Below are 26,812 nucleotides of genomic sequence, written 5' to 3'. Positions count from 1 at the left end.
GCGGGAAACCCGCGATCCTCGTCCCGATTCCCGGGAGTCCTCGTGTTTCCCGTCCTCTGCCGGAATCGGCCAGGTACGGATCAGATGGCGCGACGTGGCATCAGGTCCTGGGCGCGCAGCACCCGGAGCAGATCGTCGGCGTCGACCAGGAGTCGCCCGGTCGGCGGGCGGGTCGGCGAGGAGTCGGCGTACTCCAGCCGAACGCGCAGGCTGTAGAAGTCGTCGAGATGGCGGGCGAGCTCATTCAGCCGCCGCTCGTTATCCTTGTCCCGCAGCCAGTTCCGCTCGCCGACGTCGGTGTCCTGCGCACCCTCTCGCTCCAGGCGATGGGTTCGGCACAGGCCGTCCGGGTCCTTCCCGACCGCTCGCTTGCCACACCGGTGAGCGACGTATCCCCGCCCGCCCCCCATCACCGTCGCGGTGCAACGGTCGCCATCCCACATCTTGATCAGTGCCCGCTCTCCGTCTCGTCCGCCCGTCGATCGGTCGGCCCCGAAACCCCCGCGAGACAAGGCTAGGACGAATACCGGGGTTGTCCATGGTCAGCCGGCCGATTTCACCTCGATGTCACACCATTTACCGGGGTGATGTTCGGTGTGCGCACAGCGTGCCAAGCCGGCTGCCGAAACGTCCATGAGTTGAACATTTATTCATGCCGCTGCCCGCCCCGATTACCTCTCGCGCGGAGCCGTCCGCCGCGTCCAACCAGCGTGCCGCAGCCTTGGCCGTCGGCGCGGGCGGCGGCGTGGTCAGGTGGTGTCGACGGCGAGTGCGAACGGCAGCACCGCGGGCGCGCCGGCCCTGCGCAGCAGGCGGGCGGCCACCGTCATCGTCCAGCCGGTGACGATCCGGTCGTCGACGAGCAGGATCGGGCCATCGATCGAGCTGAGCGCGCCCTGCAGGTCCGGCGGGACGGCGAACGCCTCCCACAGGCCGGCGAGCCGATGGGCGCTGTTGTGGACCTGGCCCGCGTGCGGGCCGCCGCCGACCCGGTCGAGCTGGCCCAGCAGCGGCAGCCGGCCGATCGCGGCGATGCGTTCGGCGAGGCTGGCCACCAGCCGGGGCCGGGCGCGCGAGGCGATCGCGACCACCGCGGCCGGCCGACGTGCCCAGTCCCAGTGGGCGAGCGTGCCCACGACCGCCTCCACCAGGTCCGCCGGCAACGGGCCGTCGCCCCCGCTGCCGAGCCCGGGTCCCCCGGCGGGGCCCCGGTCGGGGCCGGTCGCCGGGTCGGCGGCGAACATCGGCCGCAGGCGGTTGCCCCAGCCGATGTCGCCGAGCCGCGCCACCACGCGTCCGGGCTCGGCGCCGGCCGTCGGCGGGATGCGGCCGGACAGGCTGATGCCCAGCCGGGTCATGCCGGTCGGCCACATCCGGCGCGGCTCGATGACGACCCCCGGGCGCATCAGCTCCTCACGGGCCCGCGTGCTGGCCGCCGTCGACACGGCTGACGGCCACGTGCGACCGGTGCACCGGTCGCACCGCCCGCAGGGAGCGGCGTGGGGATCGTCGAGCTGGCGGCGCAGGAACTCCATCCGGCAACCGGGGGTGGCGATGTAGTCGAGCATCGCCTGCTGCTCGGCGGCCCGCGCGGCGGCGACCCGCCGGTAGCGGGGCTCGTCGTAGAGCCATGGCGCTCCGGTCGCGGTCCAGCCGCCCTTGACCCGGCGGACCGCGCCGTCGGTGTCGAGGACCTTCAGCATCTGGTCGAGCCGGCTGGGGCCGAGGTCGACGGCGGCCAGCAGCGCCTGGGTGGACATCGGCCGGTCGGCGTCGGCGAGCACCCCGAGGACCGCGCGGACCACGTGCTCGGGTGGAAAGGAGGTGTCGGTGAAGTAGCGCCAGATGGCGCGGTCCTCCGCCGCGGGCAGGAGGACGACCTCGGCGGTCTCGACGGCCCGGCCGGCCCGGCCGATCTGCTGGTAGTAGGAGATCGGCGACGACGGCGCCCCGACGTGCGCGACGAAGCCCAGATCCGGCTTGTCGAAGCCCATCCCGAGCGCGCTGGTGGCGACGAGCGCCTTCACCCGGTTCGCGAGCAGGTCCTCCTCGGCGGCGATGCGTTCGGCGGCCTCGGTGCCCCCGTGGTAGCAGGCGACCGGGTACCCCTCGCCGCGCAGGAAGGCGGTCAGCTCCTCCGCCGCCGCCTTGGTCAGCGTGTAGACGATCCCGGAGCCGGGCAGCTCACCCAGCCGTTCGGCGAGCCAACCGAAGCGATGCTCGGCCCGGGGCAGGTCGACGACGGCGAGCCGCAGGCTCTCGCGGTCGAGCGACCCGCGCAGTACCAGCGTGCCCGGCGTCGCCCCTGACTCTGACCCCGCCCCGGCGCCGGCACCCGCACCCGCCCCGGCGCCGGCACCGGCACCGGCACCGGCACCAAGCTGCTCGCTGACGTCCTCGACCACCCGCTGGTTGGCGGTCGCGGTGGTGGCTAGGACCGGGACCTGCGGACGCAGCCCGGCGATCAGGGTCCGCAGGCGGCGGTAGTCGGGGCGGAAGTCGTGCCCCCAGTCGGAGATGCAGTGCGCTTCGTCGACCACGAGCAGGCCGGTGGTCGCGGCGAGCTCGGGCAGGTAGTCGTCGCGGAAGGTCGGGTTGTTCAGCCGTTCCGGCCCGACGAGCAGCACATCGAGGTCGCCGGCGCGCAACGCCGCGTAGACCTCGTCCCACTCGGTGACATTGCCAGAGTGGATCTCACCAGCACGGATCCCCAGCCGGGAGGCGGCCGCCGCCTGGTTACGGATGAGCGCGAGCAGCGGCGAGACGATCACCGTCGGCCCGGTACGCCGACCCAGGTCCGCCGGACCGAGTCCGGCCTCGCCGCGCAGCAGGGCGGTGGCGAGGAAGTACACCGCAGACTTGCCCCAACCGGTGCGCTGCACCAGCAGCACCCGACGCCGGTGGGTGACCAACGCGTCGATCGCCTGCCACTGGTCCTCCCGCAGCACCGCGGCCGGCCCGGCCAACGCGCGCAGCAGCTCCTCCGCCCGCGTCCGCAGCGCCCCGCCGCCAGCCGCCAGCGCGGCCGCCGCCGCGGGTACGACGGCCACGCCGGCCGGCTGTGAGCTGGTCCCCGCCACGGACCCGTCGGCCCCCGGATGCGCTGAGGTCGTCTCGTCTGCTGCCATGCCCAGGTGTCTACCCGATGCCACCGACAAAGCCGGAACGGCCCAGGTCAGGCACTGAGCCATGGGCCATGGGCCGTGGGCCGTGGGCCAGCGAAGGTCGGCATGATCTCGCCGAAAGTCATCCCCGGCCGATGCCGAAGTACCTACGTCATAGAAGAGTCCGAGCCGATCAGCTGCTTGGACGGGGCGACGTCTTCGGCGACGCTCGAACGACCGGCGCGTACCGCGCGGATACCAAGCCACCCGACCGCACTGCCCACCGCGAGGGAGACGACGGTCAGAACCAGGTGGACGGTGAAGAATCCGGTCGGGCCGTCATCCCAGGAACGATCATCCTTCCAGATGTTCCGCAGGAAATTCGGCCAGATCGCCCACGTCCAGACGCCAACCGCGATCAAGAACCAGGACGCGCGCTTCGACAGAGTCACCCCACCAGCCTCGCACCCACAGCCCCCGTGGCCGCTCTGTGGGCGCGCGATTTCAGCCACGTTGATCGACATAGAGTGAGATAGCGGCCGGAGTCGCGACGGGCTCGTTGCTCGAGCTGTCTTGCATCGGTCCACCCGACCGACTGGCTGCGGATCGCGGACCTGGTCAACCAGGACCGCAACCTGCCCTGGGCACCGTGGATGCATCAGTGATCGCCTGCGCGGAACGACTCGGCGTCGATGAGGTCGCCACCGTCGACCGCCGACACTTCACCGTTGTCAAAGCCAGTCGGACGCTCATACTCCTGTCCTAGTCGATCACCGGTCGGGGCGGCGTGGCTTCCGGAATGTGACGTGCACACGCGTCCAGCGAGACGCTCCTTCGCGAGTAACCCACCGTTCGACCCTCGCAGCAGTTGTCGTCGTTCTCGCCGGCTCATCAAGCGTTTGCGAGACGCCAAATTTCGGTCATTTCGCTCCGGAGGTACGCCCAGCGTCCCGGTGCACTGCCGATTTCTCTTTCCGGTCCACCACGTTCTTCTCGGGCGAGCCCGTCGGACCAGCGCGCCGCCCCGCATCGCGGTCGATGTGCGGCCGGTATAGTTCACCTCCGGCGAGTATCGCCGTAAAGCAGTGATGATGTGCGTGCCGGGGGCTGCATGACGTCGCGAGGGTTTTCTACGCAGCGTTACCGCTGCCTTCTGCTCACCGCGATCCTTCCGCTGGTGGTGGCCGCATGTTCGGGGTCGTCGTCCGGTCCCGCGGGAGCGCCGGCGGCATCCACTCCCATCGCACTGTCAGGGTCGTCGGAACCGGCGGACCATTCCCCGCCTGCGGACACCGTCGCGCCGCGTCCGGAGCACCCCACACCGGCCGATGCCTCGCCCTCGGCCGGCTCCGCCTGGTCGCCGCTCGCCGCGTCTCCCTCGCCGGCCGACTCCCCCTCCCGGTCCCCCCACGTTCCTCGGCAGGACGTCGGCTTACCGGGTCACGGCAGCCCGCGGCCGGCCAGCTCGGCGCATCACGGTGCGCCGACGCCTGGCCCGACCCGACCGGCGTCCCCCGACGCAGTGCAGGCGCGTCCGGCAGCGGGTGGGCCTTCGCCGACCGCGACACCGATGCCCTCGGCCGCCCGTGCCCCCTCCCAGACGGCCGCTGACCAGCCCGCAGGGCCGGCGGCTGCCGGTGACCAGGCAGAACCGGCACGTAGCCGAGCCGAGCCCGCCACGCCGTCCCCCGCTGGCTCCAGCGTCCTCAACGCCCACGATCTTCCGCCCGCAGGAGTGGATCTCAGCCTTGGCGCAGCCATCGGCGGCGATCTTCCCACCTGCCGGGAAATCGCCCAGGAATACAGCGGGCCGGGCCCGGTCATCCTCGTCAACGGGGTGGACCGCACCGGCGCGGACCTGGGCCTCCTGCGGAAATACCAGGTCTGCCCGGTCGGATTCGATCCAGGCACGCGCCTGGCCGTCGCGGTGACCGCGGCCTCCGGCGAGGTCGTACGTAGCACCGAAATCTGCATGGTCTGTGACTCCCCGGCAGATGCCGAGCTGCTGGACGCGCTGTACTGGACGCCCTTTCTCGGCACCCCGGCCGGCCGGTACACCGTCACGGCGACCGACGGCCGCCAGGTCTGGCGGACCGCGTTCACCCTGCTCCCAGGAGCCACCAGCCCGCTGATGGTCATCCGTGACTACGACAACGATCTGCATCCCGGCGACGAGGCCGTGGTGGAACTCGCCGGTTTCCGGCCGGGGGACCAGGTGGCGATCGACTTCTTCTTCGCCGGCGAGTCACAGGCGAAGGGCGAGTATCGGACGAGCGTCGTCCTACGGGCGGACGACCAGGGAAACGCGCGGTACCGGCTGGTCACCGACGAGGATGATCCCCGGGGCGGATGGAACCTGCTGGCCCGACCGGCAGGGGGATTCCCCTCGAAGCCGCCGCTCGCCGACATCATGGTGCCTTTCCACCTTGGCTGACCGGTCACGGGGACGGACGTGGGGCTGACCCCGGCTGAAGACCCTCGACGGGACATGAGGATGGGGCCGACACAGCGCCGGCCCGTCGAGCCTGGCGACACGAAGGACGTGGACGTCTTCGTGTCTCATGTGTCCGACGACGCCCCGTGGGCCACCTGGGTCGCGGCCGTCCTGGAGCAACGGGGCCTGTCAGCGCGAGTGCTCGCCTGGGACCTGCCTCCCGGCGTCAACTATGTGCTGTGGACGGACGCCCAGATGGCGGCCGCCCGGCTCACCATGGTGATCTCCTCCGCGGCCTACTTCGACACTCCGTGGAGTTCGCAGGTGTGGACGGGGGCACTCGTGTCCCGATCGGTGATCCCGCTGCGGGTGGAGGCCTGTCCGCTGCCCGGCATGCTGGCGACGATCGCCCACGTCGACCTGTTCGACGCGGACGAGACCGAGGCACGACGCCGTGTTCTCGTCGCCGCCGGCGTCGAGGCGGTCGCGCGAGTCGCGACGCGCGGCTTTCCCACGGATCGGTCTACCGTCGGGATCGAGCCCACGACATTCCCGGGCGCCCCGCCGCCGTCCGAGGTCGGGTCGTCTGCTACCGAGGTCGGATCGTCGGCTGCCGAGGTCGGATCGCCGACCGCCGAAGTCGGATCGCCGACCGCCGAGGTCGGGGCATCGCCCACCGATACTCCGCCGGTATCGGTGGGCGCGCCCCCCAGTCGTTCGTCCGGCGCTGACGCCGCCCGGTTACGACGGCGGCTGCCGCGGGCCGGCCTTGCCCTGCTGACTACGCGGGCGCTCATGGTGACCGTCGGCGTCGCGATAGTCGTCGCGGGCGCCGTCGCGGGCCTGCTCATGATCAGGGGCAACTCCGACGGGGTGCCGTCCGCCCGGATGGTCGGCGATCTCCGGGTCGCCGTCACCGCGTTCGACGAGGTCGACGATGCCGGCCAGCGCCATCCGTCGGCATCGACGACCGACGCGGCCACGCTGGTCGCGGACCAGATGGTGCGCAGCCTCCAACCCGTCCAGCAGTCACTCGCCGTCCAGGTCTGGGGACCGTCGAAGATCGGACGGGCGCCCTCCGGCCGCGGCGACCAGGCCGGTTGGGCGGATCAGATAGTCCACAGGAGCAACGCGAACATCGTGGTGCGGGGCGTCCTGCGGGCGGCCGGCGCCGATCGCGTCGTGTTCACCCCGGAGTTCTTCATCGACCGGAGCCTCGTCCCCGGAGCCGAGGAACTGGCCGGCTACTACCAGTTCGGCACGCCCGTTGCGGCTCCCGCCGGGCTGGCCGACAATCCGGTCTTCCAGCGCGAAATACGCACAGTTCTTGCCGCCCGTGCCGGCGCGCTGGCCTGTTTCGTCCTCGGTGTCGGGCACTACGCGCTGGGCCACTATGACGAGGCCGCCGCCGATCTGCGGAAAGCCGCGGGCATGCCCGGCTGGCAGGACGCCGACGGCAAGGAGATCCTCTATCTGTTTCTGGGCAACGCCGCCGACAAGAAGGGTCGGTACGACGAGGCGATCGGCTGGTTCGGCAAGGCGACCGGCATCAATCCGCGATTCGGCCGCGCCCACACCGGCGCCGCCGAGGCCCGCTTTCACCTGTCCCGCGGACAGTGCACGACCGACACGGTGAAAGTCACCGATCTGCGCCAGTCAATCGACGTCTACCTCCTGGCGGCCGGCGAGGTGGCCCCTCCATATGAAAGGCTCACGAGAAGCAAGATCGACCTTGGCCTCGGGCGGGTCTATGCGTGCCTGAGTCAGGCGGCCGTGAGCGCGGACTGGGACGCGGCCCGGCGCCATTTCCGCCTCGCCATCGATGAGGGGACGGGGGATCCCGCCGGCCGGACCGTGCAGTCGGAGGCGTGGGTGGGCCTCGCGCTCGTCGAGCTTCCGCCGCGGGGGGTCGCCGATCCGGCGGCCTACCGGCGGGCCGTCGACGCCTACCGCAACGCCGTCGCCCTCGCGGACGGCTCGACGCGCAGCGCCCAACTGCTGTCCCTGCTCGGCCACGTCCAGTACATCAGCGGTGACCGCGCGGGTGCGCAGAAGTCGTTCGACCAGGCCGCGCAGCTGGATCCGACCAATCGTGCCCGTTACCTGGCCGAGTTCGCGAACCTGTCGAGCCCAGCCCCGTCAGCGCCGGCGCCGCAGGCCTGACGCCGCAGGCCTGACGCCGCGTGCGCCCGCCTGGCGAGCGGCTCGCCGACGGGCCCGGCCGGAGGGATTGGTGTTCGAGCGGGCTCAGGTGCGTAGCTGCTGGCGGGGGCCGGCGAAGGTGCGGATGACCTCGCCCAGCGTGGTGTCGGGCGGGTAGGCCGCGGGCTGGACCGCCGCGGCGGAGTCGTCGCCCGCCGGGCCGAACCGGATGGCCCACAGCATCGTCTCCGCGACCGGCAGAAGGGCGACCACGGCGTCGTTGTCGTCCTCCATCTGGGCGGTAAGCCAGCTGATCCGATCGGACTGGAGGGCGCAGACGAAGGTGACCTCGCCCGCGCCGCTCACGGGGCCTGAGCGCAGCTGCGCCCGCTGGCTCGCGACGCCGAGGGCGGCACCGAGCCGCTCGGCAACCCGCTCGCGCTCGTAGAGCTGGGTGTCCTGCGCCAGCCGGACGATGACGCCGTGCAGCTCACGCTCGCAGTGGACCTGGGGCTCGATCGCCGCGTCCTCGCCGAAGTACCAGGCGAGGACCTCGGGCAGCACGGCCCGCAGGTCCGCCGCGGCCGGCTGCACCATGGCGAGCCCCGGGTACTGCGGGGACCAGGCCGACCACGAGGGGCCGTCCTGACGCACGATGAGTGTGACGGGCCTACCCACGATGGATCATCTCCAGCGAACTCCTCCGCCGTCCCGCCGCTTTGATCAGTATCCGCGCTCGCGGGGGCGCCTGGGAGCCGTTTGCGCTAAAGGTCGTGCCGATTACGCCCAACACGGCTCTTTCCCCGCGCAACAATCACGCCGACGGACGCGCCGACCGCGGGACGTGGGGACATCGACCGGCGCCGGTCGTGCCCACGGCATCCCAGGCGAGACGAGACCCGATACCCGGGACACCGCCACGACAGAGGAGTCGAATACCGTGACGGACGGTAGCCATGGTCGTCATATCCGGCCGGACGAGGGGCCGCTGCTGCGCCGGCTGCGGCTGGCCGCGCTCGCCGACTCCCCCGCCGCCTTCTGGCAGACCCTCGAGGCGGCGCGGACCCAGCCGGCGGCCGAATGGGCGCGGCGTGCCGGCGCCGGGGCCGACTCCCCCGCAGAGCTGGTGGCGGTCGTGGAACAGGCCGGGGAGGCGGTCGGCATGGTCCAGGGATTCACCCCGACCGACCGGCCCTGGTTACGCGAGCTGGGCGCCATGTGGGTCGCGCCCCCGGCCCGGCGCACCGGCGCCGCAGACGTCCTGCTGGCGACCGCGGTGACCTGGGCCACCCGCGCCGGCGCCGAGGCGGTGAAGCTGTGGGTCGCGCCCACCAACTCACCGGCGCGACGGCTGTACCTTCGTCACGGCTTCGTCGTCCTCGGCGGTGCGCGGCCGATCACGGACGATCCGGCGGTCAAGACGTTCGTCCCGATGCTGCGCTCGCTGCACCCTCCGCGCGCCGGGCGGCGGCGATGACGTCGTGGACGAAGGAGAGCTTCGCCTGGACCGCGGGCGTCAGGACGAACGGATAGAGGTCGTCGCGCCCCATGCTGCGGTTGATCGCGTTGAGGGCGTAGGTCAGCGGCAGCCATTGAGCGACGATCTCGGCGAGCTCCCCCGAGCTCCGGTCGAGCCCGTCCACATCGAGCGGCGGCAGGTCGGCGGGCTCGGCGGCGAGGCTGCGTGGCGCGACCCCGAACGCGTCGAGGTCCGGGCCGGCCACCCGCAGACCGAACTCGGCGGCGGTTCGCAGCGTGTCGCGGATGTGCAGGTAGTGGGCGAAGGTTTCGGCCCAGTCCTCCCACGGGTGCATCGTGGCGTAGGCGCTGACATGGGTGTCGCGCCAGTTCGGCGGGGGACCGTCGGCGTAGTGCCGGTCGAGGGCGGCGGAGTAGTCGAGGCCAGCGTCGCCGAACAGCTCTCGGAACCGCGCGGCACGCTCGGGATCGGCGTCGACCAGCGAGGACCAGTAGTAGTGGCCGGTCTCGTGCCGGAAGTGCCCGAGCAGCGTGCGGTAGGGCTCCCCGAGCTGGGTGCGGACCGTCTCGCGGTGGGCGTCGTCGGATTCGGCCAGGTCCAGGGTGATGACGCCGTCGCTGTGCCCGGTCATCACCTTCTGCCTGGTGCTGCTCAGCAGGTCGAACGCGAGCCCGGTCGCCGGGTCGTCGAGGTGGGAGACGACGGGCAGGCCGAGTTCGAGCAGTTGGGCCACGAGCCGGCGCTTGGCCGCCTCCGCCCGTTCGAACTGCTCCTTGCCCACCGGATCGGTGTCCGCCGGCCGCGTCCGCGTGAGCCGGCAGCAGACGCACAGCCCACCGGCCGGCACGGGGATCAGCCAGTTGCAGCCGGCCAGCCGGGCGTTGGCGCAGCGTCGGTAGCGGCGTCGGCGCGACGCCGGAACGGCCTCGAGAAGATCCCGGGCGATCGGATCCGTCCCGGCGCCGGCGTCCGGCTGCGAGACCGCGCCCGGCTGGTGGACCGCCGGCCCCTCCGTCGCCGGCCCGTCGTCGAGCCCCGCCCCCACCTCCGCGACCGGCGGCAGCTCGAAGAACTCCGTCGCGGGTTCGAGGACATCGGCAGGGTCCGCGGTGCCCGGCGTCGGCGGCGAGTCGGGTACCAGGGTGAGGACCCGGCCACGCTCCGGCTCGAAGCCGAGCGGTGCCCCGCACCGCAGGCAGGCGGTGTTCTCGAAGAAGACGAGCTGCCCGCACCGAGCGCATCCGTTGACCTTCACCGTGTTCCCCTCATCTCACGGCGCCGATCCGCGGACGGCAACGGGACGAAACCCCAGATCCGCGGTGTACCGGCGCCAATCGGCCACGGCATACCCCGCCCCACCCCGAACGACCCCATCATGCGCAATCCCACTGCGAGTGACTGCGCGGCGACCCGAAGAGGATGAGGCGCCCCGGGGACCCTACCGACCACGCGCCACAGGTGACGCCTTCGCGACGGACGTCACGGATACCCCGGTAGGTCCGGTCACGGATGGGGCAGTTATCCTTGACACGCCCCCGAAGAATCCTCCACGGAGGACCAACGCGAGGAGGTGGCCGCTGTGAGTCCTGGCGGGTGCTCCAGTAACGGCCGCTTCCTGCTAGTGGACGCCAGCCGGCGTTGAGCTCCGGCCGGAGCGCGATGCGCCTCCGGCCCGCGTCCACGAACCCGGGGTTGACGACTCCCGGGGCACTGCTCGGAAGTCGGTCGAGGGTCGGCCCCGGTCCCCACGCGGGGTGCCGCATGGTCGACCGCTGCTTCTCCGGCCCGGGGTGACGTTCACCTGTCCCGCCGCGGCCTGACCGGCGCATCCGCGCGCCGGTGCCGACCTCTGGATCCGTGTCGCCCTCGGTCGGCGGATCTGATCGGGCAGTGCACGAGCAGGTGCGGTCGATTGATGTCGTGTCGACCTGAGGCCGCCGTGGCAACGGCGCGTGCGGCCTGCTCGAGGAGCGCGCGCACGTCGGCGGTGGCCGCCTGCGCGCGGGTGGGGAGCTTCCATGACCATCTCAGCAACGCGAACGACGGACCGTCGAGGTCTGGGCACCGATCGTCTCGATCTGCCGGTCTCCGGCCGGGGCGCGCTCCTTCCCCGGGTGGACCGGGAGACGGTCAGCCGCGTCGCGGAGACCATCGCCCGCTTCCTGGGCACCGGGCGCTATCTCGCGATCCAGACAGCCATCGTCATCGTCTGGATCGCCCTGAACATCGCGGTGCCGCTGATGCGCTGGGATCCCTACCCGTTCATTCTGCTGAACCTGGCCTTCTCCACCCAGGCCGCCTACGCTGCGCCGCTCATCCTGCTCGCCCAGAACCGTCAGGACGACCGCGACCGGGCTTCGCTCACCGAGGACCGGGCCGTCGCCGGCCGCATGCGTGAGGACACGGAGTTCCTGACCCGCGAGGTCGCAGCCCTGCGGCTCGCGCAGAGCGAGGCGGCGACGCGCCAGTACGTACGGGGGGAACTGGCCGGTCAGCTCGAGGCGCTGCGCGGAGACCTCGAAAGCCTGCTCCGGGAGGCCGTCGAGCTCCCCCGTCAGCCCCAGCCCGCCCGGCGATCCGGCGAACCCGCCCAGCCCGGCGCGTTCGTCCGCCCGGGTCCGTCGACTCACCCCGGTCCGTCGACCCACCCCGGTACCTCGGCCCACCCCGGTACCTCGGCCCGTTCCGGCGCGGACGACCGGGAGCCGGCCGGTTCGGCCGCCGCACCCTCCGCGGTCCGCGACGGCGGTGCGGGTTCCGCCGAGGATGCCGACGGGCCCGGCCTCCCCCGCCCCAGGGCGCCGAAGCGTCCCAAGGGCGCCAAGCGTGCCCGTATCGCCAAGATCGCGTCGGCGAACATGCCTGTCGACACCCCGACGGGCAGCGGCTCCCCGACCGAGGGAGCGCCGGCCGAGCAGTCGCCGGCCGAGGGATCGCCGGCGGACATGACGAGCCGCGACGGCGCCGACGAGCTCTCCCCGCCACCCTCCGGAGTCAGCCCGGCCGGCGGAGTCAGCCCGGCCGGGCACGCCGGTGGTATCTCCCGGACCGATGAGACCGATGAGACCAAGGCGGTCGAGGCGGTCGACGCCGGTCCCGAGCCGGCGCCGGCGCACCTCGTCGCGACTGCGATCGACGGTTCCCGACCCACCGCCGCGGGGATCCCGGGCGCGCCGGTGGCGACCGAACCTGGTGAGGCCGACCCGTCGGCGACCGACGCGGCCAGGGCAGACACGGGCGCCAGTGGCTCCGCCACCCATCGGGCGGGCCGGGCGGCACCGAGCCGCGGACATCATCGATCCCCGTTGCACGCCGGATCGGCCCGCCGATCGACGGAACACCCGAAATCAGCCGATTCGCCCACAGTGAACGCCACTTCGCGACACGTCTCGTGACCGCCCGCGCGAGAGCGGCCCAAGCCAGTAGCGTTCTGTAGGTGCGTGCCGGCCGGTCGTGTCGCTCCCGTCCAACCTTCCCAGCCGGTTCGCCCTTGCCAGCCGGTTCACCTTTGCCAGCCGGTTCAACACCGTCAGCCCCTCCCACTCTGCCGGCCCGTCCCACTCTGCCGGCCCGTCCCACTCTGCCGGCCCGTCCCACTCTGCCGGCCCGTCCCACTCTGCCGGCCCGTCGCGCCCTGGTCCTCACCCTCACAGCCGTGGGCCTGCTGTTTGCCCCAGCGGTGTGGCTCGCCCCCGCCCTGGCCGCCGCCGCCGCGACGCCGGCGGCTCCCGGGGCGGGAGGCCAGGCCATCGGCGGTGCTCAGGCCGGCACCGGAGGCACCACGGGAGCGGGCGGCCAGGCAGGCGTCGACGCCCCGACGGCCCTGGCGGCTCCAGACACACCCGCGCCGGCGCCCGCGGGCTCCCCCGCCCCGCCCGCACCGGCGGGGCTGACCGCGCAGGCCTGGCTGGTCGCGGACGCCGGCAGCGGCGCCGTCCTTGCCGCCTCCCGCCCGCACGCGCCGGATCTGCCGGCCAGCACCATGAAGATCCTCACCGCGCTGACCGTGCTCCCCGGCCTGCCGCCGGACCGGGTCATCACCGTCGACGAGAACGCCCCCCGCGTGGACGGCACCAAGGTCGGTCTGGTGCCCGGCGTCGGGTACACCGTCCGGGACCTGGCGACGGCGATGATGATCTCCAGTGGCAACGACGCGACGGTGGCCCTCGTCGAGGCCGCCGGCGGCACCGCGGCGGTCCTGGCCCGGATGAACGCGCTGGCCAGGTCACTGGGCACGCGCGAGACGGTGGCCGGCGATCCGACCGGGCTGGACAGTCCGGGGCAGGTGACCAGCGTCTATGACCTCGCCGTGCTCGGCCGCGCCGCCCTCAACGACCCGAGCGTGCGGGGATACCTCACCATCCCGCGGGCGTCCCTCGCCGGGCGCGGCGACCAGCGCTTCGAGATCCAGAACCACAACGCGCTGCTGCGCACCTACGATGGCGCCGTCGGGGTGAAGAACGGGTACACGGTGGCGGCCGGTGCGACGTTCGTCGGGGCCGCCACCCGTGGCGGCCGGACGCTCATCGTCGCGTTGCTGCGCGCGGCCCCCGCCTACGGCACCGACGCACGCGCCCTGCTCGACTGGGGATTCGCGCACGCCGATCAGGTGACGCCGGTCGGCTACCTGCCGAACCCCGCGGCGTCCGTGGCCGGCGACGCTACCCGGCCGGTGGCCGCCGCGCAGGCGGTCGCGCGGCCCGCGGCGGCGCCCGTCCATCGAGCGGACCACTCGGGCGGTCTCGCCGGCGACATCGGCCCGATGACCTGGATCGCGCTTGCGCTCACAGCGGGCGCCTGCGTGATGACCGTCCTCACCCGACGCGCGGCCCGCGGCCGTCGCCGGCACCGCGAGTCGGGCCCGCCGGTGGTGGTGGGCACCTCACCGGCTGTGCCACGGGGCCGTTGCGCGAGTCGGCTCGGCGCGCGGCCGCGCCGAGCCGTGCCCCCTCAGCCCGACCCGCCGGAGGTCTCCGATGGATGGCGCCGGCGCAGCAGGGCGCGCAGCCTGGCGGTCAGCGTCGCGTCCGAGCGGGTGGCCACGGACCCGCCGGAGGAGTACGGCGTCGTGGAGGTCGACTCGTCGGGCTCCAGGCGGGAGGGCTGGCGGCCCGGCGAGGATCGCTTCGGCCGGGACAGGTCCGACGCGGACCCGTGCGACGGCGACGGGTCCGACCCGGGCGGGTCCGCCGGGGCGGTGCCCCGAGCGGACGGGGAGTCGGCCCCGTGGGGCACGGCGGGCCGCGAGGCGTCCCGGCTCGCGGACCCGTTCGGCCGGTGAGCCTCGGGGGGCACCGCCGTCCCCGAGGGGTACACGTCCGAGGCGTAGGGCGCGGTCACCGTCCAGGCGGCGGCGAACAGCGTCCAGCGCATCACGATGTTGATCCAGATGAGCAGTCCGACGATGACCGCGAACGTGCCGTAGACCGGGTTGCCCGTGGTCTTGCCGATCAGCCAGGTCCCCACCACCTTGAGGATCTCCAGCCCGACCGCGCCGAGGACCGCGCCGCGCGCCGACCGGCTCCGGTCGGTCTGCCCGGGCAACCGCCAGAACAGGTAGAGGAACACCGCGGTATCGATCGCGAGGGCGACGAGCAGCGCCAGGATGCCGGTGACCCACGCGGCGGCCGTGCTGCCGGACAGCCCGATCCAGTCCAGGAACGTCCCGGTCGCCGAGGTCGAAAGGCTGGTGACCACGAGCGAGGCCAGCAGCGTCAGCCCGAGACCGGCGAGGACCGTGATGTCCCGCAGCCGCCGCATGATGATGTTGCCGACGTCGATGTCCTGGTGCCAGATCAGCCGCAGGGCGTCGCGCAGCGCGTCGATCCAGGCGAGACCGGCGAGCAGCAGTCCGAGCAGGCCGACGATGCCGACACCGACCTTGGCGTTGCCGATCGACGTGACGTCGAGCCGGTCCGCCAGCCCCGGCAGGTAGTCGTTGATCTGCTTGGTCAGGCTGTCCTGCACGTCGGGGTAGGCGTCGACCACGAACCCCGTGACCGCGAAGGCGAGCGCGACGATCGGGAAGAACGACAGGAAGGCGAAGTACGTCGCCGACGCTGCCAGCCGGTCCCCGCCGTCGGCCGTGTACCGGGAGTACGCCCGAATGATGTGGTCAAGAAACGGACGTTTCGCCCTTACCGCCCCCGCGGTGTCGGAAACCGTGCCGACGCCGGCCCGAACCGCCTCACGAGGTTTTGTCACACCCGTCGATGTCCCCCCGCCGACGCCTGGTCATTCCCGTGAACCGAGGCCGGCGCGTCGCCCTCCGTCGCCATTCGGTTCGGACTCGTCCCCCTGCTGACCGAACGGATAGAAGCGTAGTTGCCGCCAGCGGAGGTCGACCCCTCTTTCGTAGAGGCCGAAGCCCTGGACCTCGAACTGTGCCTGATAGTCGGCCAGCGCTTCGTAGGCGCGGTCGAGACCGTCCTCGGCGATGTCGTGAGCCACGGTGACATGCGGGTGATAGGCGAAGTTCAGCGGCCGGTCCAGAGGGCCGGACCGCACCGCCGCCGCCAGCGTGGCGCAGCGGGCCGCACCCGCGACGAGAGCGACGAAGACAACGGGCGACAGTGGACGGAACGTCCCCGAGCCCCGCAGACGAATCGTGAACGGAGCGTTCGGCGGGGCGATTCCCGCGAGATGGCGCTCGATCGCCGGCAGATCGGCCAGCCTGACCGTCGTCGGCCCGAGCAGGGTGACATGCGGAACGATGAGGGCGGCATTGGGATCCCCGAGCCGCTCCCGCCAGTCCTGCAGCTCGGTCCGGTAGGGCTCCGGAATGCCGATCGCGACGCCGATGTCGGCCAGGTCCACCGCGTCGGCCGGGCGGGCCGGATCCGCCGCGCGCACGACGGCGCCTGGTTCGAGCGACCTTTCACTCATGCGCGACCGGCACCGTGGCACGCGCGGCGCCCGTGACATCCCAGCCGAAGATCGTAACTCTCGGTACTTGCGGGCGCGCCATCACCGGGTCGGTGACCGGCCGTCGGGGTCGGTGTCGCCGAGGAAAGCATGCCGACATCATGGCCCACCGACCCCGCCTGTCTCCCGCGGACCAGAAGACCGCGACCCGCTCACGCGCAGATCCGGCCAGAACGGCGACAACCCGCCATATGGATGCGGCTGATCGTGGGAGGATCCCGACAAGTGTCATCGGCGGCGGCTGCCCGCCCGTCGCTGCGCGGTCCGGTCACGCCGAGGGATTCACCACCTGGGGGCGGGCCTGCGCCAGCACGTCATCCGACAGGGGTGGCCACATGCGGCGCGCCCAGTCCCCGAAGTCCCGATCGCAGAGCGTGACGCAGGCGAGCCGGGCGACCGGATCCACCCACAGGAACGTGCCGGCCTGGCCAAAGTGACCGAAGGTGGTCGGGGCGTTCGCGCCGCCGGTCCAGTGCGGATGCTTACTCCCGCGGATCTCGAATCCCAGTCCCCAGTCGTTCGGGTCCTGACGCCCGAAGCCCGGCAGGACACCGGTCAGCCCCGGGAAGGCGACCGAGGTCGCGGCCGCCGACGTCGCGGCCGACAGGAGGGTGGGGGCGAGCAGCTCGGCGGCGAAGGTGCGCAGATCGGCCAGGGTCGCCGTCACCCCGGCGGCCGCCGAGCCGACGAGGCTGGCCCGCCGCATCCCCAGCGGCTCGAACACGGCCTCGGCCAGGTAGTCGGCGAAGGCGATCCCCGTCGCCCGGGTGACCACCTCGGCCAGCCGGTCGAAGCCGGCGTTGGAGTAGATCCGGCGGGTGCCCGGCGCGGCGAGCACCTTGTCGCCCTCGAACGCCAACCCGGAGGCGTGGGCGAGCAGGTGCGCCACGGTGGACGACTCGGGGCCGGCCGGGTCGGCCAGCCCGATCGCGCCCTCCTCCACGGCGATGAGCACCGCGTAGGCGCTGAGCAGCTTCGACACCGAGGCAAGCCGGAACGGGTGATCGTCCGGGCCGGTCCGGCCGAGCTCCCGCACCGTCCCGGTGCCGGAAGCGTCCTCGCGGCCGAGGACCGTGACCGCCACCGTCCCGACCGGCCACCGCGAAACCTGCTCCAGTGCGTCCACGCCACGCACTGTACGAACTGCGCCGCCGGGCCGTGGTCCCGACCGGACCCGGACGGATCCGACCTGACCCGGCCTGACCCGAACGGACCACGCCGACCCGGGCGACCCGCCCGCGCGGCGGGCGGGCCCACGCCAGGCACCGGGGGCGCCGGCGCACTGTCCCGCGGTCGGCTGCGAGACTGGCGGGCGTGCAGACCCCGTCCTCAGCGCCCCTCCCGTCCGACCCACGCCCCATCCCGGCGGGACCAGCGAAGGACATCGACACCATCACGACGGCGACCCCGATCGTGCGCGTCGACGAGTCGGTGGATCTGCCCGACCGCACGATCGACGTGCTCATCGTCGGCGGCGGTCCGGCCGGCTGCGCGGCGGCGCTGGCGGCACTGCGGGAACGCCCCGAGGCCAGCGTCGTCATCGCGGACGCCGCCGCGTTCCCCCGGGACAAGACGTGCGGCGACGGCATCGCCCCGCACGGCCTGGACGTGCTGCGCGACCTCGGCGTCACCGACGCCGTCGCCGGCTACCGGCCGGTCGACCGGATGCGGCTGCGCACGCCGGGTGGCGCGGAGGTGGCCACCCCGTCGGTCCGGGCCAGCTACGTGGTTCCCCGGGAGGTCTTCGACGCCCGTCTCGTGGCCGCGGCCCGCGCCCGCGGCGCCCACCTGGTGCGACGCCGGGTGCGGACCCTGGAGCTCGCCGACCGGCCCCGGCCCGACGGGCGGGGGCGCGAACCCGTCGTCGTCGTCAACGGCACCCTGACGGCCCGGGTCGTCATCGGCGCGGACGGCGCGAACTCGGTCGTGCGACGCGGGCTGAACCTGGCGGCGAACCCGCCCGAGGCCATGGCGATCGCGGTGCGGGCGTATGCCGACCTCCCCGCCGACGAGCGTCCGCCCGAGCAGTTCATCCACATGACCGACGACGGCTGGCCGGCCTACGCATGGTCGTTTCCGATCGGCGACGGCCGGGCGAACATCGGCTACGGCATGCTGCGCTCCCGCCTGACCGGCGGCGACGACGGGACGAGCGCGAAGACGGTCCTGCACCGCACCCTGGCCCGGATGCTGCCGCAGACGCCGGCGGACCCGACCACGCTGCGGGCCCACCACCTGCCCCTGTCGACTCATCGGCCGCGCCAGCCCAACGGTCCGGTGCTCCTCGCCGGCGACGCGGCCTCGCTGATCAATCCCCTGACCGGAGAGGGCATCTACTACGCCCTGCTGTCCGGCTCCCTGGCCGGGCAGGCAGCGGTCGGCGTGGCGAACCCCACCGGCGCCGGCCGGCGCTACCGACGCTCGCTCGACGCCGAGCTCGGTCGGCACCTGCGGCACACCGCCCTGCTCGCCGGGCTCGTCGGCCGGCGCCGCACGATGATGGACGCCGCGGTGCGAGCCGCCCGCACCCGCACCGAGCTCTACGACACCCTCGTCGAGATCGGGCTCGGTCAGGGAACGATCCCGACCAGTTCCCTGACCCGGCTCGCCGTGCGGCGCACCATGTCCGGGCGGCGCTGACTCACGGTCCCAGGTAGGGCACCGCGGAGGTGAGCGTGATCACGGCTGCCCCGAACAGCATCAGGATCACGGTGTCGAACGCCCGCCCGCGCACCGCGAGCAGACCCACCCGCCGCGTCGGCAGCACGAGGCGGGCGAGTCCCGCCAGGGCCAGCACGACCCCGACCACCAGCATGCCGCGACGCCACCGGTCCTGATAGACGAGCGTCAACCCGACCATGACGCCCACCAGCACCGACGCAAACAGCATCTCGCGCCGCAGCCAGCCGACGATGCCGAGCCGACCGGCTCCGCTCCCGCCGGACACCATGGACGCGGCAGGCCCGGCCGTCAGCCCGCGCCCGGCGGAAGCGTCCGGCGGCCCGGCCTGGGCATCGGGCCGCGAGGCCACGGATGCCACGGGTGCCCCGAGCGGCCCGCGGTCCGCGGAGTCGTCGGGTGGCCAGGCACGCACCGACGACTCCGCCGGATCCGGTCCGACTGCTCCCCCCGCGCGCCGGGCGGAAGGTCGCCGGTCCACCGCGGGACCCCTCGCCCCGAGTCGCGGGCGAGTGTCGGCCTCACGAGCCGCCCTGCGCTGCTCCTCGCCGCGCTGGTCCTCACCGCGGCGCAGCCCGCCGCGCGCGGTACGGGTGGACGCCGGATCGGCCGGCGGAACCGGCGGCACCGGCGGCGCGGGTCGGTCCTCCCGGCGGCGCGGCTCGCGATGGCGGTCGGCGTCGCCGCGGCCGCGTTCGTCGGGGTACCACGGCTGCGGCCGGACGCGCGCCGAGCGGTGCTCCGGCGCGGCACCCCGCCAGCCGGGTTCCCCGGCCGGGCCGCCCCGCGCATCCTTGCGGTTCCCCGGCTCGCCCCCGCCCCCGCCCCCGGGAACCCCGTCTCGGGGAAGAACCCCGTCCCGGTAAGTGGGTTCGTCCCGGGAAGTGGATTCGTCCCGGGAGACAGCCTCATCCCAGGAGGCGGCTGCGTTCGGGCTTTGAACCTCGTCCCGGCCTGCAGCCTCGGGCCGGTACCCAGCCTGGGGCCAACCCACGTCACCGGGCCAACCCTCATCACCGGGCCAACCCTCATCGCCGGGCCTGCGCGCATCCTCGGGTCGGAGCGGGTCGGGTCGGAACGGGTCGGAGCGGCGTGGGTCGGGCCGGCGTGGCGCGTCGGTCACCCCCACCTCCGGCGCCGGTCAGTGTCGTTGTCGGACGGGCCTGCCGTGCTGATCGTCGCGGTGCGACGCCGTCACCGACGGTCCCACCGCGACAGGACGCTGCAGAACACTCATCCAACCAGCATGACCGGATCCTCAGGACACACGGTAGGCCGTGCTCCGGCCGTCCACCGGTCACCTGTGAATCCGAAGCGGCCAGATCGTCCAAAAGTCGCGTGTTACTGACCCCCGACCGGGGATCACTGGCCAGAGGATTGCCCCAGCGCCCCGGATGCGGTCACCAGCGGTCACAGGGGAGCCGGCGCGTGCGATGCGGGGGGCGGGCAGGTCACGGACTAGCGTTGATCGATGGAAGCGAGGTTGGACAGAAGTGGACGGGCCGAGTCTGCGGATCGAGATCACCGGTGAGGTCATCTCTTTGCACACCGAGATCACGACGGTGGGGCGGGGACCGGGGGTCGACGTGCCGCTCGCCGATTCCAGCGTCTCCCGGCTGCACGCCGAGATCGTGCGGCGGGGCCCGTACCTCTACGTCTGGGATCAGGGGCTGTCTCGCAACGGCACCCGGGTCAACGGTCAGCCCGTCGGCCGGCGCATCCTCCATGACGGCGATGTCATCCGCTTTGGCGCGGCGGGCGTGCGCTTCCAGGACCGGCGCCCGCTGATCGAGTTCACCATCGAGGCGGGCGGCGGGTTGATGGGCCGGGACCGGACCGCAGAACTGCGCGTCCCCGACCCGCCCGATCTCACCCGCCGAGAATGGGACGTGCTGCGCGCGCTGTCCCGCCCGGCCGGCGCGCCGGGTGCTTTCGTCATCCCGTCATCGACGCGCGAGGTGGCCGAAAACCTCGTCGTCACCGAGGGGGCGGTCAAGCAGCACCTGCTGCGGCTCTACCGCAAGTTCGACATCGCGCCGGGACCGAACCGGCGGGGACGGTTGGCGAACGAGGTGATGCGGCTCGGGATCGTTCGCCCGCACGTGGCGGAGCCGATGCAGCACTCCTGAGCTCCCGAGCAGCGCACGCCGGGGCGATGGGCCCTATATCACATGCGGGTATGCAAGTGAGTCATCGCCCCATTCGGCCACATCGGGAACACAATGCTCAACACCCCCACCTGTGGGCCTCCCGCGCGCTTAGGGCAGACTTCCGGCCGCGGTGCCCACTTGGAGGGAGTTCGACGTGGCAGACGAATCGCCTCACAGCAAGAAGCTTCAGGAACTGATGTTCAGGGCCTGGGAGACCTTCGGTGACGCCCGACACCTGGACAGCGACGACAGGGTGTTCGTCCAGGCGTTGGCGCGGCAGACGGCCGACCGGATCTCGGTGCTGTACGGCGCGAGCTGGCGTGACGCCCTGGACTGGGTCGCCCAGCGCTACGTGCCCAACGGCGACCAGCCGGGCGGGACGGCGGCGGCGGCGAGCGCGCCGACGGCCACCACGGCGAACGGCAGCGCGACCGGCCGGCGGGGCTCCGCCGCCGCGGAGGCGAACGCCGCGTCCTGAAGCGGTGGCACCGGGCGGGGCGACGCGCCGCCGGACGGCGCCACCGACGAGTCATCCCGGGGTCCATCGGCGCCGGGATCTGATCCACGGCCGCCTGGTGCGCCGGTCCCCCCGGGGGGCGTGTGGTCCGCCGAGCACGGCACGGAGGCGGTCGCATCCAGCCCGCCCGAGGGTTCGGCGGAGCCGGAGTCGGACGGGCCGCGACCGCCGCCGCGCGCGTGGCCCCCGCCGGAGCTCCCCGCCGACGCCCACGAACCGCGTCCGGCGCCGGCGCCGGACGCGCCGGCTGCCCCGCCCCCGGGTCGAGCTGTCATCGAGCCGGAGCATCCGCGGCCGGCGCCACCGGCGCGGTGGGCCCCCCGGCGGTTCCGCTGAACCTGCCGGCAGGCTCCCCCGTCGCCCCACCGAGGGGCCGGCGTCAGTGCGCGAAGTGGCGCACCCCGCTGAAGTAGAGCGTCACGCCGGCCTCCCGGGCGGCCGCGATGACGAGTTCGTCGCGCACCGATCCGCCCGGCTCGACGACGGCCCGGACTCCGGCCTCGGCGAGGACCTCGAACCCGTCCGGGAACGGGAAGTAGGCGTCGCTGGCCGCGACCGCGCCCTTCGCTCGGTCCGCCGCCCGGGTCACCGCGAGTCGTGCCGCGTCGACCCGGTTGACCTGTCCCATCCCGACGCCCACGGTGGCGCCGTCGCTGGCGAGCAGAATCGCGTTGGACTTGACCGCACGCACCGCGCGCCAGGCGAAGCGCAGGTCGGCCAGCAGCGCCTCGTCCGCGGGGGAGCCCGCCTCCAGCGTCCAGCCCGACGGCTCGTCGCCCGGTTCCTCGACCGCGTCCCGCGACTGCAGCAGCAGGCCGCCGCTGACCTGACGCAACTCGATCCCGCGCTGATGCGGGGGCGCGGGGCACTCCAGCAGGCGGATCGACGGCTTGCGGGCGAGGATCTCCACGGCCCCCGCCTCGTAGGACGGCGCCACGACGACCTCGGTGAAGATCTCCGCGATCTGCTCGGCGAGCTCCACCGAGACCGGCCGGTTGGTGGCGATCACCCCGCCGAACGCGGAGACCGGGTCGCAGGCGTGCGCCTTGCGGTGGGCCTCGGCGATCGTCGCGCCGACCGCGATGCCGCACGGGTTGGCATGCTTGATCACGGCGACCGCCGGCTCGGTGAAGTCGTACACCGCGCGGCGGGCCGCGTCGGTGTCGGTGTAGTTGTTGTACGACATCTGCTTGCCGTGCAGCTGGCGGGCCGTGGCCAGGCCCGGCTGCCCCTCGCCACCGGCCTCGACGTAGAGGGCGGCCCGCTGGTGCGGGTTCTCGCCGTAACGCAGCACGTCCGAACGGTGCCACTGCACGGACAGCACGTCGGGCCAGCCGGTCTCCCGGGCGACCTCGTCGGGGGCGACGACCCCGGCGAACCACGAGGACACCGCGACGTCGTAGGCGGCGGTGTGGGCGAACGCCCTGGCCGCGAGCCGGCGGCGGGCCGGCAGGTCGTAGCCCGGACCGCGGACCGCCTCGGCCAGCTGCGCGTACTCGTCCGGCGAGACGACGACGGCGACCGACGCGTGGTTCTTCGCCGCCGCACGGATCATCGCCGGGCCACCGATGTCGATCTGCTCGATCGCCTCGTCCTCGCTCGCGCCACCGGCCACCGTCGCGGCGAACGGGTAGAGGTTGACCACGACCAGATCGAACGGCGCGATGTCGAGCTCGGCCAGGACGGCCGCGTGCTCGGCGTTGCGCAGGTCCGCGAGCAGACCGGCGTGCACGTGCGGGTGCAGCGTCTTGACCCGCCCGCCGAGCACCTCCGGAAAGCCGGTGACGGTGCTGACCGGGATGACCGCCAGCCCATGGCGAGCCAGCACGTCCGCGGTCGACCCGGTGGAGACGACCTCGACCCCTGCGGCCAGGAACGCCTCGGCGAGCACGTCGAGCCCGCTCTTGTCGTACACGCTGACGAGCGCTCGGCGCAGCGGCCGTCGCCCGGTGGGGATCACCTCGGCGGACTCGGATCCTCGGGCGGCGCCGTCTGCGCCCGCCGTGCCTTCGCCCGATGACGTCATGATTCCTCCTGGACGTGAGCTGAGCCTCTGCCGGTACCTGAACCTCGCGTCGGCGCGCGCAGGTCGGGGGCACGCCGACGCCCGGCCGGAACCACCTGCGCGCGCTCCGACCGCACGATCTCGCCGATCGTCGCGACGAACAGCCCTCGCTCGACGCCCTGGATCCGGGCGCGAAGGGTCTGCTCGGTGTCGTCCGGCTCGACCGGAACCGGACGCTGGGCGATGATCGGCCCGGTGTCGACCCCCTCGTCGACCCAGTGCACCGTCACCCCGCTCACCTTCACCCCGGCGGCGAGCGCGTCGCGGACCGCGGCGGCCCCCGGAAAGGCGGGCAGCAGCGAGGGATGGGTGTTGATCGTCCGGAACCGGCCGATCACCCGCCGACCGAGAATCTTCATGTAGCCCGCCAGCACGAGCAGATCGGGCTCGAACGCGGCGATCCGCTCGGCGGTCGCCACGTTGAAGGCCTCTCGGTCGGAATGATCCTCGAGCCGGACCGTGAACACCGCGACGCCGTACTCCCGGGCCCGCCGCTCCGCGCCGGTGTCGTGGCGATCGGTGCCGACCGCCACGACGGTCGCGCCGAACTCGGGATCCGCGGTCGCGTCGAGAACCGCCTGCAGGGTGGTTCCCGCGCCCGAGGCAAGTACGACGAGGCGAGCAGACACTTCACCCTCCGTGACCAGAATGGGACGGCCCGATGGACCCGGGCCGGACGCCCCGAGCGACCGGAGCGTCGACGCGCCACAGACGCAGGGGGACGGCCGCCGCCGCGCGCTGAGTGCCACCGCCACCGCGCGACGCTCACGTCCCCGACCGCGGCGAAGGACGACCCGTCCGACTGTACTGACTGGACCACCTGCGCCGCGCGCGGAACAGCCCAGGAGCAGCCCGCTGCCGCGATCACGCCGCCGGGGCCCACCCGGTCACGAACTCGGCCAGCCGAGCCTCGATGGCCGCGGCGGACGGGACGTCGCGGCCCGCCGGGGCAGCCAGGGGCCCGGTCATGGACAGCAGCCCCGCCAGCCGGTCGTCGTCGTCCCCGCCAGCACCCACACCGCACGAGCAGCCGGCAGCGGTCCGGTCGCCGGCGTCGTCCGCCCCCGGGTCGAGCTGGCCGAAGTCGGGCCCGTCGAGCAGGTCGCCCGGCCGGCACAGGTACAGCTCGGCCAGCCGGGCCAGCACCGTGGCCGAGGGTGCCCGGCCGCCCCTGCCCGGCCAGCTCTCCCAGTACGACCAGGTCTTACCGGTCTTGGCCGGTCCCCGCCCCGGCCATCGCTCGTTCCACCGGCGCGCCGCTTCCTCCTGGGTCCAGCCGTGGGCGAGGCGGAAGGCCACCAACGCACCGAGCCGATGACGATCCTGGAGCCTGCGGGCGATGCGACGGTAGGACCAGCCGAGTGCCCGCAGACGCCTGGCCTCGACTCGGATGTGGGCGACCGCGATCGGCACGACGACCTCCGTGAGGATGATCCAACGCCGGCACCCTAACCCGCGCCACGGACATTTTCCGGCGACGATCCCGCCGGTCGATTTCGGCCGCCACGGCTTCCCGAGTGCGCGGCTCACCGAGTGCACTGGCCTACTGAGTGCGCTGGCCTACTGAGTGCGCCGCGACGGCCGCGCCGAGAGCCCGGATCCGGGCAGCGACATCCGGCGCCGCCAGAACGACGGCTCCGCGTCCTCGGCCAGGAACGGCCGCTCGGCACGCCGGGCCGCCAGATCTATGCCGCCGAGCAGGAGCAGGCCGACGGCGGCGACCTCGCCCCCGGCGAGCAGCCCGCACACCCAGCCGGCAGTCGGCCCGTAGTGGGCGGCGGCCCCACCGACCCGCCCGATCGACGCCTGAATCGCCAGCCCGGTGAGCAGACCGCAGGTCACGCCCGCGACCAGCACGGTCGCGAGCCGGTCCCGCGAACGGCTCCCGGCGGTGGCCCGGTGGACCATCGCCACGAGCACGATGCCCGCGACGATCGGCACCAGGGCCAGGACAAGCCACCCGGGCCGCGGCAGCGCGTTCGGGGGCAGCGCGGCCAGCACCGGGAGGTCGGGCAGCTCGGCGGGACGGACCGCATCGACCCGGACCATGCCGGGCCCGGTCCGGAAGCCGGGCCCCAGGGCGTAGGACAGGCCCCACAGCACCAGGTTGGGGACGAGCGCGAGCTGCGTCGCCGCGAGCCCGATTCCACCGAGAACCCCGACGTCGAGCGCCCGCTCCGCCCCGGCCACCTCGGGCAGCGTGGCGGCGAGTACCAGGGCGACGCCGAAGGCGGCGATGGCGATGAACGACGCGAACGCACCCGCCCCACACAGCAGAGAACTGCGCAGTATCCCGGGCAGCGTGCGCCAGGCAGTCCGCAGCCGGTGGCGACCGGCGAGGGCACCGAGCAGCGCGGCGGGCAGGCCGAGCGCGATCGTGCCGAGTGCCGCCGACAGCAGGGTCGGCCGCGCCGGGCCCGAGTTCACGACAAGCGCGACGAGCACGACGAACAACGTCTGCGCGCCGACGACGCCGACGATGTCGGCCACCACCGACCCCCAGGGAACGCCGATGAGCCCGTCGCGCCGGACCCGGTCGTCGGCCCCGCCCCCCTCGCCGGAGCCTGCGACATCGGAAGCACCGGAAGCACCGGGAGCCCGGCCCGTCGCCGGCGCCTGCCGGCCGGTCGGGTCACTGCCCCCACCGACGGCACCTCTCGCGCCGGCGGCACCGCCTGCGCCGGCGATCGGGGGCCGATCCATCGCGTCCCGGTGCGACCCGTCCCCACCTGGCCGGCCCCAACCCGGCCGGCCCCAACCCGGTGGGCCCCAACTCGACGGGCGCCAACCCGGCCGGCCGCGGCCCTCCCGACCCCCACCGCCCCGCCCCTCACCGCCCCGGCCGGGACGCAGGAGCGCGGAGCCGACCGGCGTGGGGGCGGCCGCCGCCCGCCGGTGCGCGGCGCTGAGCGCGGCGGCCAGGGGGAACAGCGCCAGCCCGAGCGGCCGGAAGGAGATGATCCCGTCCGGCAGCCGCAGCGTCGTGCCGTGGGCGACGAGCCACAGGTCGGCGCCGACGCGCAGGGCCGCGGCGGGCCCGGTCGACGAACCGGTGTCCGCGCCCCACACGACCAGGACGATGAACTCGATGAAGACCAGTCCGGCCGCCGACGCGGCGATCGCCGCTGCCGCCGGCCGGCCGACCCGCTGCCACAACCGGTCGAGGAGCTGGCCGGCGGGGCCGGGACGGTGGGGGAAGGCGGGCACGGTAGGACGCTCGCACGCGGCTGCACGCCATCCCGGACAACACGCCGTCCGGATCCCGGAAATGCCGGGAACATCCCGAACGTCCGCGCTGCCCGGCATGGGGCGGCGGG

20 protein-coding genes and 1 pseudogene are annotated in these 26,812 nt (G+C 73.4%); 8 read left to right on the top strand and 13 right to left on the bottom strand.

Going from position 1 to position 26,812, the window contains the following annotated elements; all coding sequences use genetic code 11:
- Nucleotides 1–80: 80 nt before the first annotated feature.
- From FRAAL_RS05165 to FRAAL_RS05155, 3 genes are all read right to left on the bottom strand, one after another.
- Complete coding sequence (locus tag FRAAL_RS05165; protein ID WP_011602389.1) at nt 81–410, bottom strand: hypothetical protein; 330 nt, start codon at nt 408–410, stop codon at nt 81–83.
- 339 nt (nt 411–749) lie between these two features.
- On the bottom strand, nt 750–3,128 hold the full coding sequence (locus tag FRAAL_RS05160) for a RecQ family ATP-dependent DNA helicase (RefSeq protein WP_231861514.1): 2,379 nt from the start codon (nt 3,126–3,128) through the stop codon (nt 750–752).
- A 143-nt stretch (nt 3,129–3,271) separates the two neighbouring features.
- Nucleotides 3,272–3,556, bottom strand: a complete 285-nt coding sequence (locus tag FRAAL_RS05155) for an SCO4848 family membrane protein (protein WP_041940180.1) — start codon at nt 3,554–3,556, stop codon at nt 3,272–3,274.
- A 1,283-nt stretch (nt 3,557–4,839) separates the two neighbouring features.
- Here FRAAL_RS05155 and FRAAL_RS05145 point away from each other — a divergent pair.
- Complete coding sequence (locus FRAAL_RS05145) at nt 4,840–5,538, top strand: hypothetical protein (protein ID WP_011602384.1); 699 nt, start codon at nt 4,840–4,842, stop codon at nt 5,536–5,538.
- Nucleotides 5,539–5,598: 60 nt separating this feature from the next.
- A complete protein-coding gene (locus tag FRAAL_RS05140; protein WP_041938869.1) occupies nt 5,599–7,701 on the top strand; it encodes a toll/interleukin-1 receptor domain-containing protein in 2,103 nt (700 codons plus the stop codon).
- Between the two features lie 84 nt (nt 7,702–7,785).
- Here the strand turns inward: FRAAL_RS05140 and FRAAL_RS05135 are convergent, their stop codons facing one another.
- Nucleotides 7,786–8,358, bottom strand: coding sequence for a hypothetical protein (locus FRAAL_RS05135; RefSeq protein WP_011602382.1), 573 nt, complete (start codon nt 8,356–8,358; stop codon nt 7,786–7,788).
- 262 nt (nt 8,359–8,620) lie between these two features.
- Here FRAAL_RS05135 and FRAAL_RS05130 point away from each other — a divergent pair, with 262 nt between their 5' ends.
- A complete protein-coding gene (locus tag FRAAL_RS05130; protein WP_011602380.1) occupies nt 8,621–9,157 on the top strand; it encodes a GNAT family N-acetyltransferase in 537 nt (178 codons plus the stop codon).
- On the opposite strand, the gene FRAAL_RS05125 is transcribed toward FRAAL_RS05130, so the two are convergent.
- On the bottom strand, nt 9,096–10,415 hold the full coding sequence (locus FRAAL_RS05125) for a zinc-binding metallopeptidase family protein (RefSeq protein WP_011602379.1): 1,320 nt from the start codon (nt 10,413–10,415) through the stop codon (nt 9,096–9,098). The two genes, FRAAL_RS05130 and FRAAL_RS05125, sit on opposite strands and share 62 nt — an antisense overlap.
- A gap of 763 nt (nt 10,416–11,178) precedes the next feature.
- Between FRAAL_RS05125 and FRAAL_RS05120 the strand changes: the two genes are divergently transcribed.
- Both FRAAL_RS05120 and FRAAL_RS34625 read left to right on the top strand, forming a co-directional pair.
- Nucleotides 11,179–12,555 (top strand): DUF1003 domain-containing protein, encoded by a 1,377-nt coding sequence (locus FRAAL_RS05120; RefSeq protein ID WP_011602376.1) that lies wholly within the window; start codon nt 11,179–11,181, stop codon nt 12,553–12,555.
- A gap of 41 nt (nt 12,556–12,596) precedes the next feature.
- Nucleotides 12,597–13,646 (top strand): annotated as a pseudogene (locus FRAAL_RS34625) (D-alanyl-D-alanine carboxypeptidase family protein); the annotation flags it as partial.
- Nucleotides 13,647–14,110: 464 nt separating this feature from the next.
- On the opposite strand, the gene FRAAL_RS05105 reads toward FRAAL_RS34625, so the two are convergent.
- The 3 genes from FRAAL_RS05105 to FRAAL_RS05095 form a co-directional block, all read right to left on the bottom strand.
- Nucleotides 14,111–15,364 (bottom strand): YihY/virulence factor BrkB family protein, encoded by a 1,254-nt coding sequence (locus FRAAL_RS05105; RefSeq protein WP_011602374.1) that lies wholly within the window; start codon nt 15,362–15,364, stop codon nt 14,111–14,113.
- Between the two features lie 30 nt (nt 15,365–15,394).
- Nucleotides 15,395–16,012, bottom strand: coding sequence for a 2'-5' RNA ligase family protein (locus FRAAL_RS05100; RefSeq protein WP_011602373.1), 618 nt, complete (start codon nt 16,010–16,012; stop codon nt 15,395–15,397).
- A 340-nt stretch (nt 16,013–16,352) separates the two neighbouring features.
- A complete protein-coding gene (locus FRAAL_RS05095) occupies nt 16,353–17,210 on the bottom strand; it encodes a serine hydrolase domain-containing protein (RefSeq protein WP_011602372.1) in 858 nt (285 codons plus the stop codon).
- A gap of 188 nt (nt 17,211–17,398) precedes the next feature.
- Between FRAAL_RS05095 and FRAAL_RS05090 the strand changes: the two genes are divergently transcribed.
- Complete coding sequence (locus FRAAL_RS05090) at nt 17,399–18,724, top strand: NAD(P)/FAD-dependent oxidoreductase (protein WP_011602371.1); 1,326 nt, start codon at nt 17,399–17,401, stop codon at nt 18,722–18,724.
- 1 nt (nt 18,725) lies between these two features.
- Here the strand turns inward: FRAAL_RS05090 and FRAAL_RS05085 are convergent, their stop codons facing one another.
- Nucleotides 18,726–19,178, bottom strand: a complete 453-nt coding sequence (locus tag FRAAL_RS05085) for a DUF3017 domain-containing protein (RefSeq protein ID WP_231861513.1) — start codon at nt 19,176–19,178, stop codon at nt 18,726–18,728.
- Between the two features lie 1,078 nt (nt 19,179–20,256).
- On the opposite strand from FRAAL_RS05085, the gene FRAAL_RS05080 reads away from it, so the two are divergent.
- Complete coding sequence (locus FRAAL_RS05080) at nt 20,257–20,892, top strand: FHA domain-containing protein (protein WP_011602368.1); 636 nt, start codon at nt 20,257–20,259, stop codon at nt 20,890–20,892.
- 175 nt (nt 20,893–21,067) lie between these two features.
- Nucleotides 21,068–21,391 carry a hypothetical protein gene (locus FRAAL_RS05075; RefSeq protein ID WP_041938866.1) on the top strand — a complete coding sequence of 108 codons (324 nt, stop codon included), beginning with the start codon at nt 21,068–21,070 and terminating at the stop codon, nt 21,389–21,391.
- Nucleotides 21,392–21,809: 418 nt separating this feature from the next.
- Here the strand turns inward: FRAAL_RS05075 and purH are convergent, their stop codons facing one another.
- From purH to FRAAL_RS05055, 4 genes are all read right to left on the bottom strand, one after another.
- The gene (gene purH, locus FRAAL_RS05070; protein ID WP_011602365.1) at nt 21,810–23,456 is read right to left on the bottom strand and encodes a bifunctional phosphoribosylaminoimidazolecarboxamide formyltransferase/IMP cyclohydrolase; all 1,647 of its coding nucleotides are present in this window, start codon (nt 23,454–23,456) and stop codon (nt 21,810–21,812) included.
- Nucleotides 23,453–24,124, bottom strand: a complete 672-nt coding sequence (gene purN, locus FRAAL_RS05065) for a phosphoribosylglycinamide formyltransferase (RefSeq protein ID WP_011602364.1) — start codon at nt 24,122–24,124, stop codon at nt 23,453–23,455. The genes purH and purN overlap by 4 nt, the downstream gene beginning before the upstream one ends.
- A 235-nt stretch (nt 24,125–24,359) precedes the next feature.
- Nucleotides 24,360–24,908 carry a helix-turn-helix domain-containing protein gene (locus tag FRAAL_RS05060; RefSeq protein ID WP_041938865.1) on the bottom strand — a complete coding sequence of 183 codons (549 nt, stop codon included), beginning with the start codon at nt 24,906–24,908 and terminating at the stop codon, nt 24,360–24,362.
- 147 nt (nt 24,909–25,055) lie between these two features.
- On the bottom strand, nt 25,056–26,702 hold the full coding sequence (locus tag FRAAL_RS05055) for a cell division protein PerM (RefSeq protein WP_041938864.1): 1,647 nt from the start codon (nt 26,700–26,702) through the stop codon (nt 25,056–25,058).
- Nucleotides 26,703–26,812 lie beyond the last annotated feature (110 nt).

Source organism: Frankia alni ACN14a (genome assembly GCF_000058485.1).
Classification (GTDB): Bacteria; Actinomycetota; Actinomycetes; order Frankiales; family Frankiaceae; genus Frankia; species Frankia alni.
Note: the sequence above shows the minus strand (reverse complement) of the source record. Positions and strands in the feature narration are given on the sequence as shown.

Excerpts from the sequence above, each read along its gene's own strand:
- FRAAL_RS05140 (WP_041938869.1), top strand. The coding sequence starts at position 5,599 with ATGGGGCCGACACAGCGCCGGCCCGTCGAGCCTGGCGACACGAAGGAC.
- FRAAL_RS05165 (WP_011602389.1), bottom strand. The coding sequence starts at position 410 with ATGGGGGGCGGGCGGGGATACGTCGCTCACCGGTGTGGCAAGCGAGCG.
- FRAAL_RS05120 (WP_011602376.1), top strand. The coding sequence starts at position 11,179 with ATGACCATCTCAGCAACGCGAACGACGGACCGTCGAGGTCTGGGCACC.
- purH (WP_011602365.1), bottom strand. The coding sequence starts at position 23,456 with ATGACGTCATCGGGCGAAGGCACGGCGGGCGCAGACGGCGCCGCCCGA.
- FRAAL_RS05160 (WP_231861514.1), bottom strand. The coding sequence starts at position 3,128 with ATGGCAGCAGACGAGACGACCTCAGCGCATCCGGGGGCCGACGGGTCC.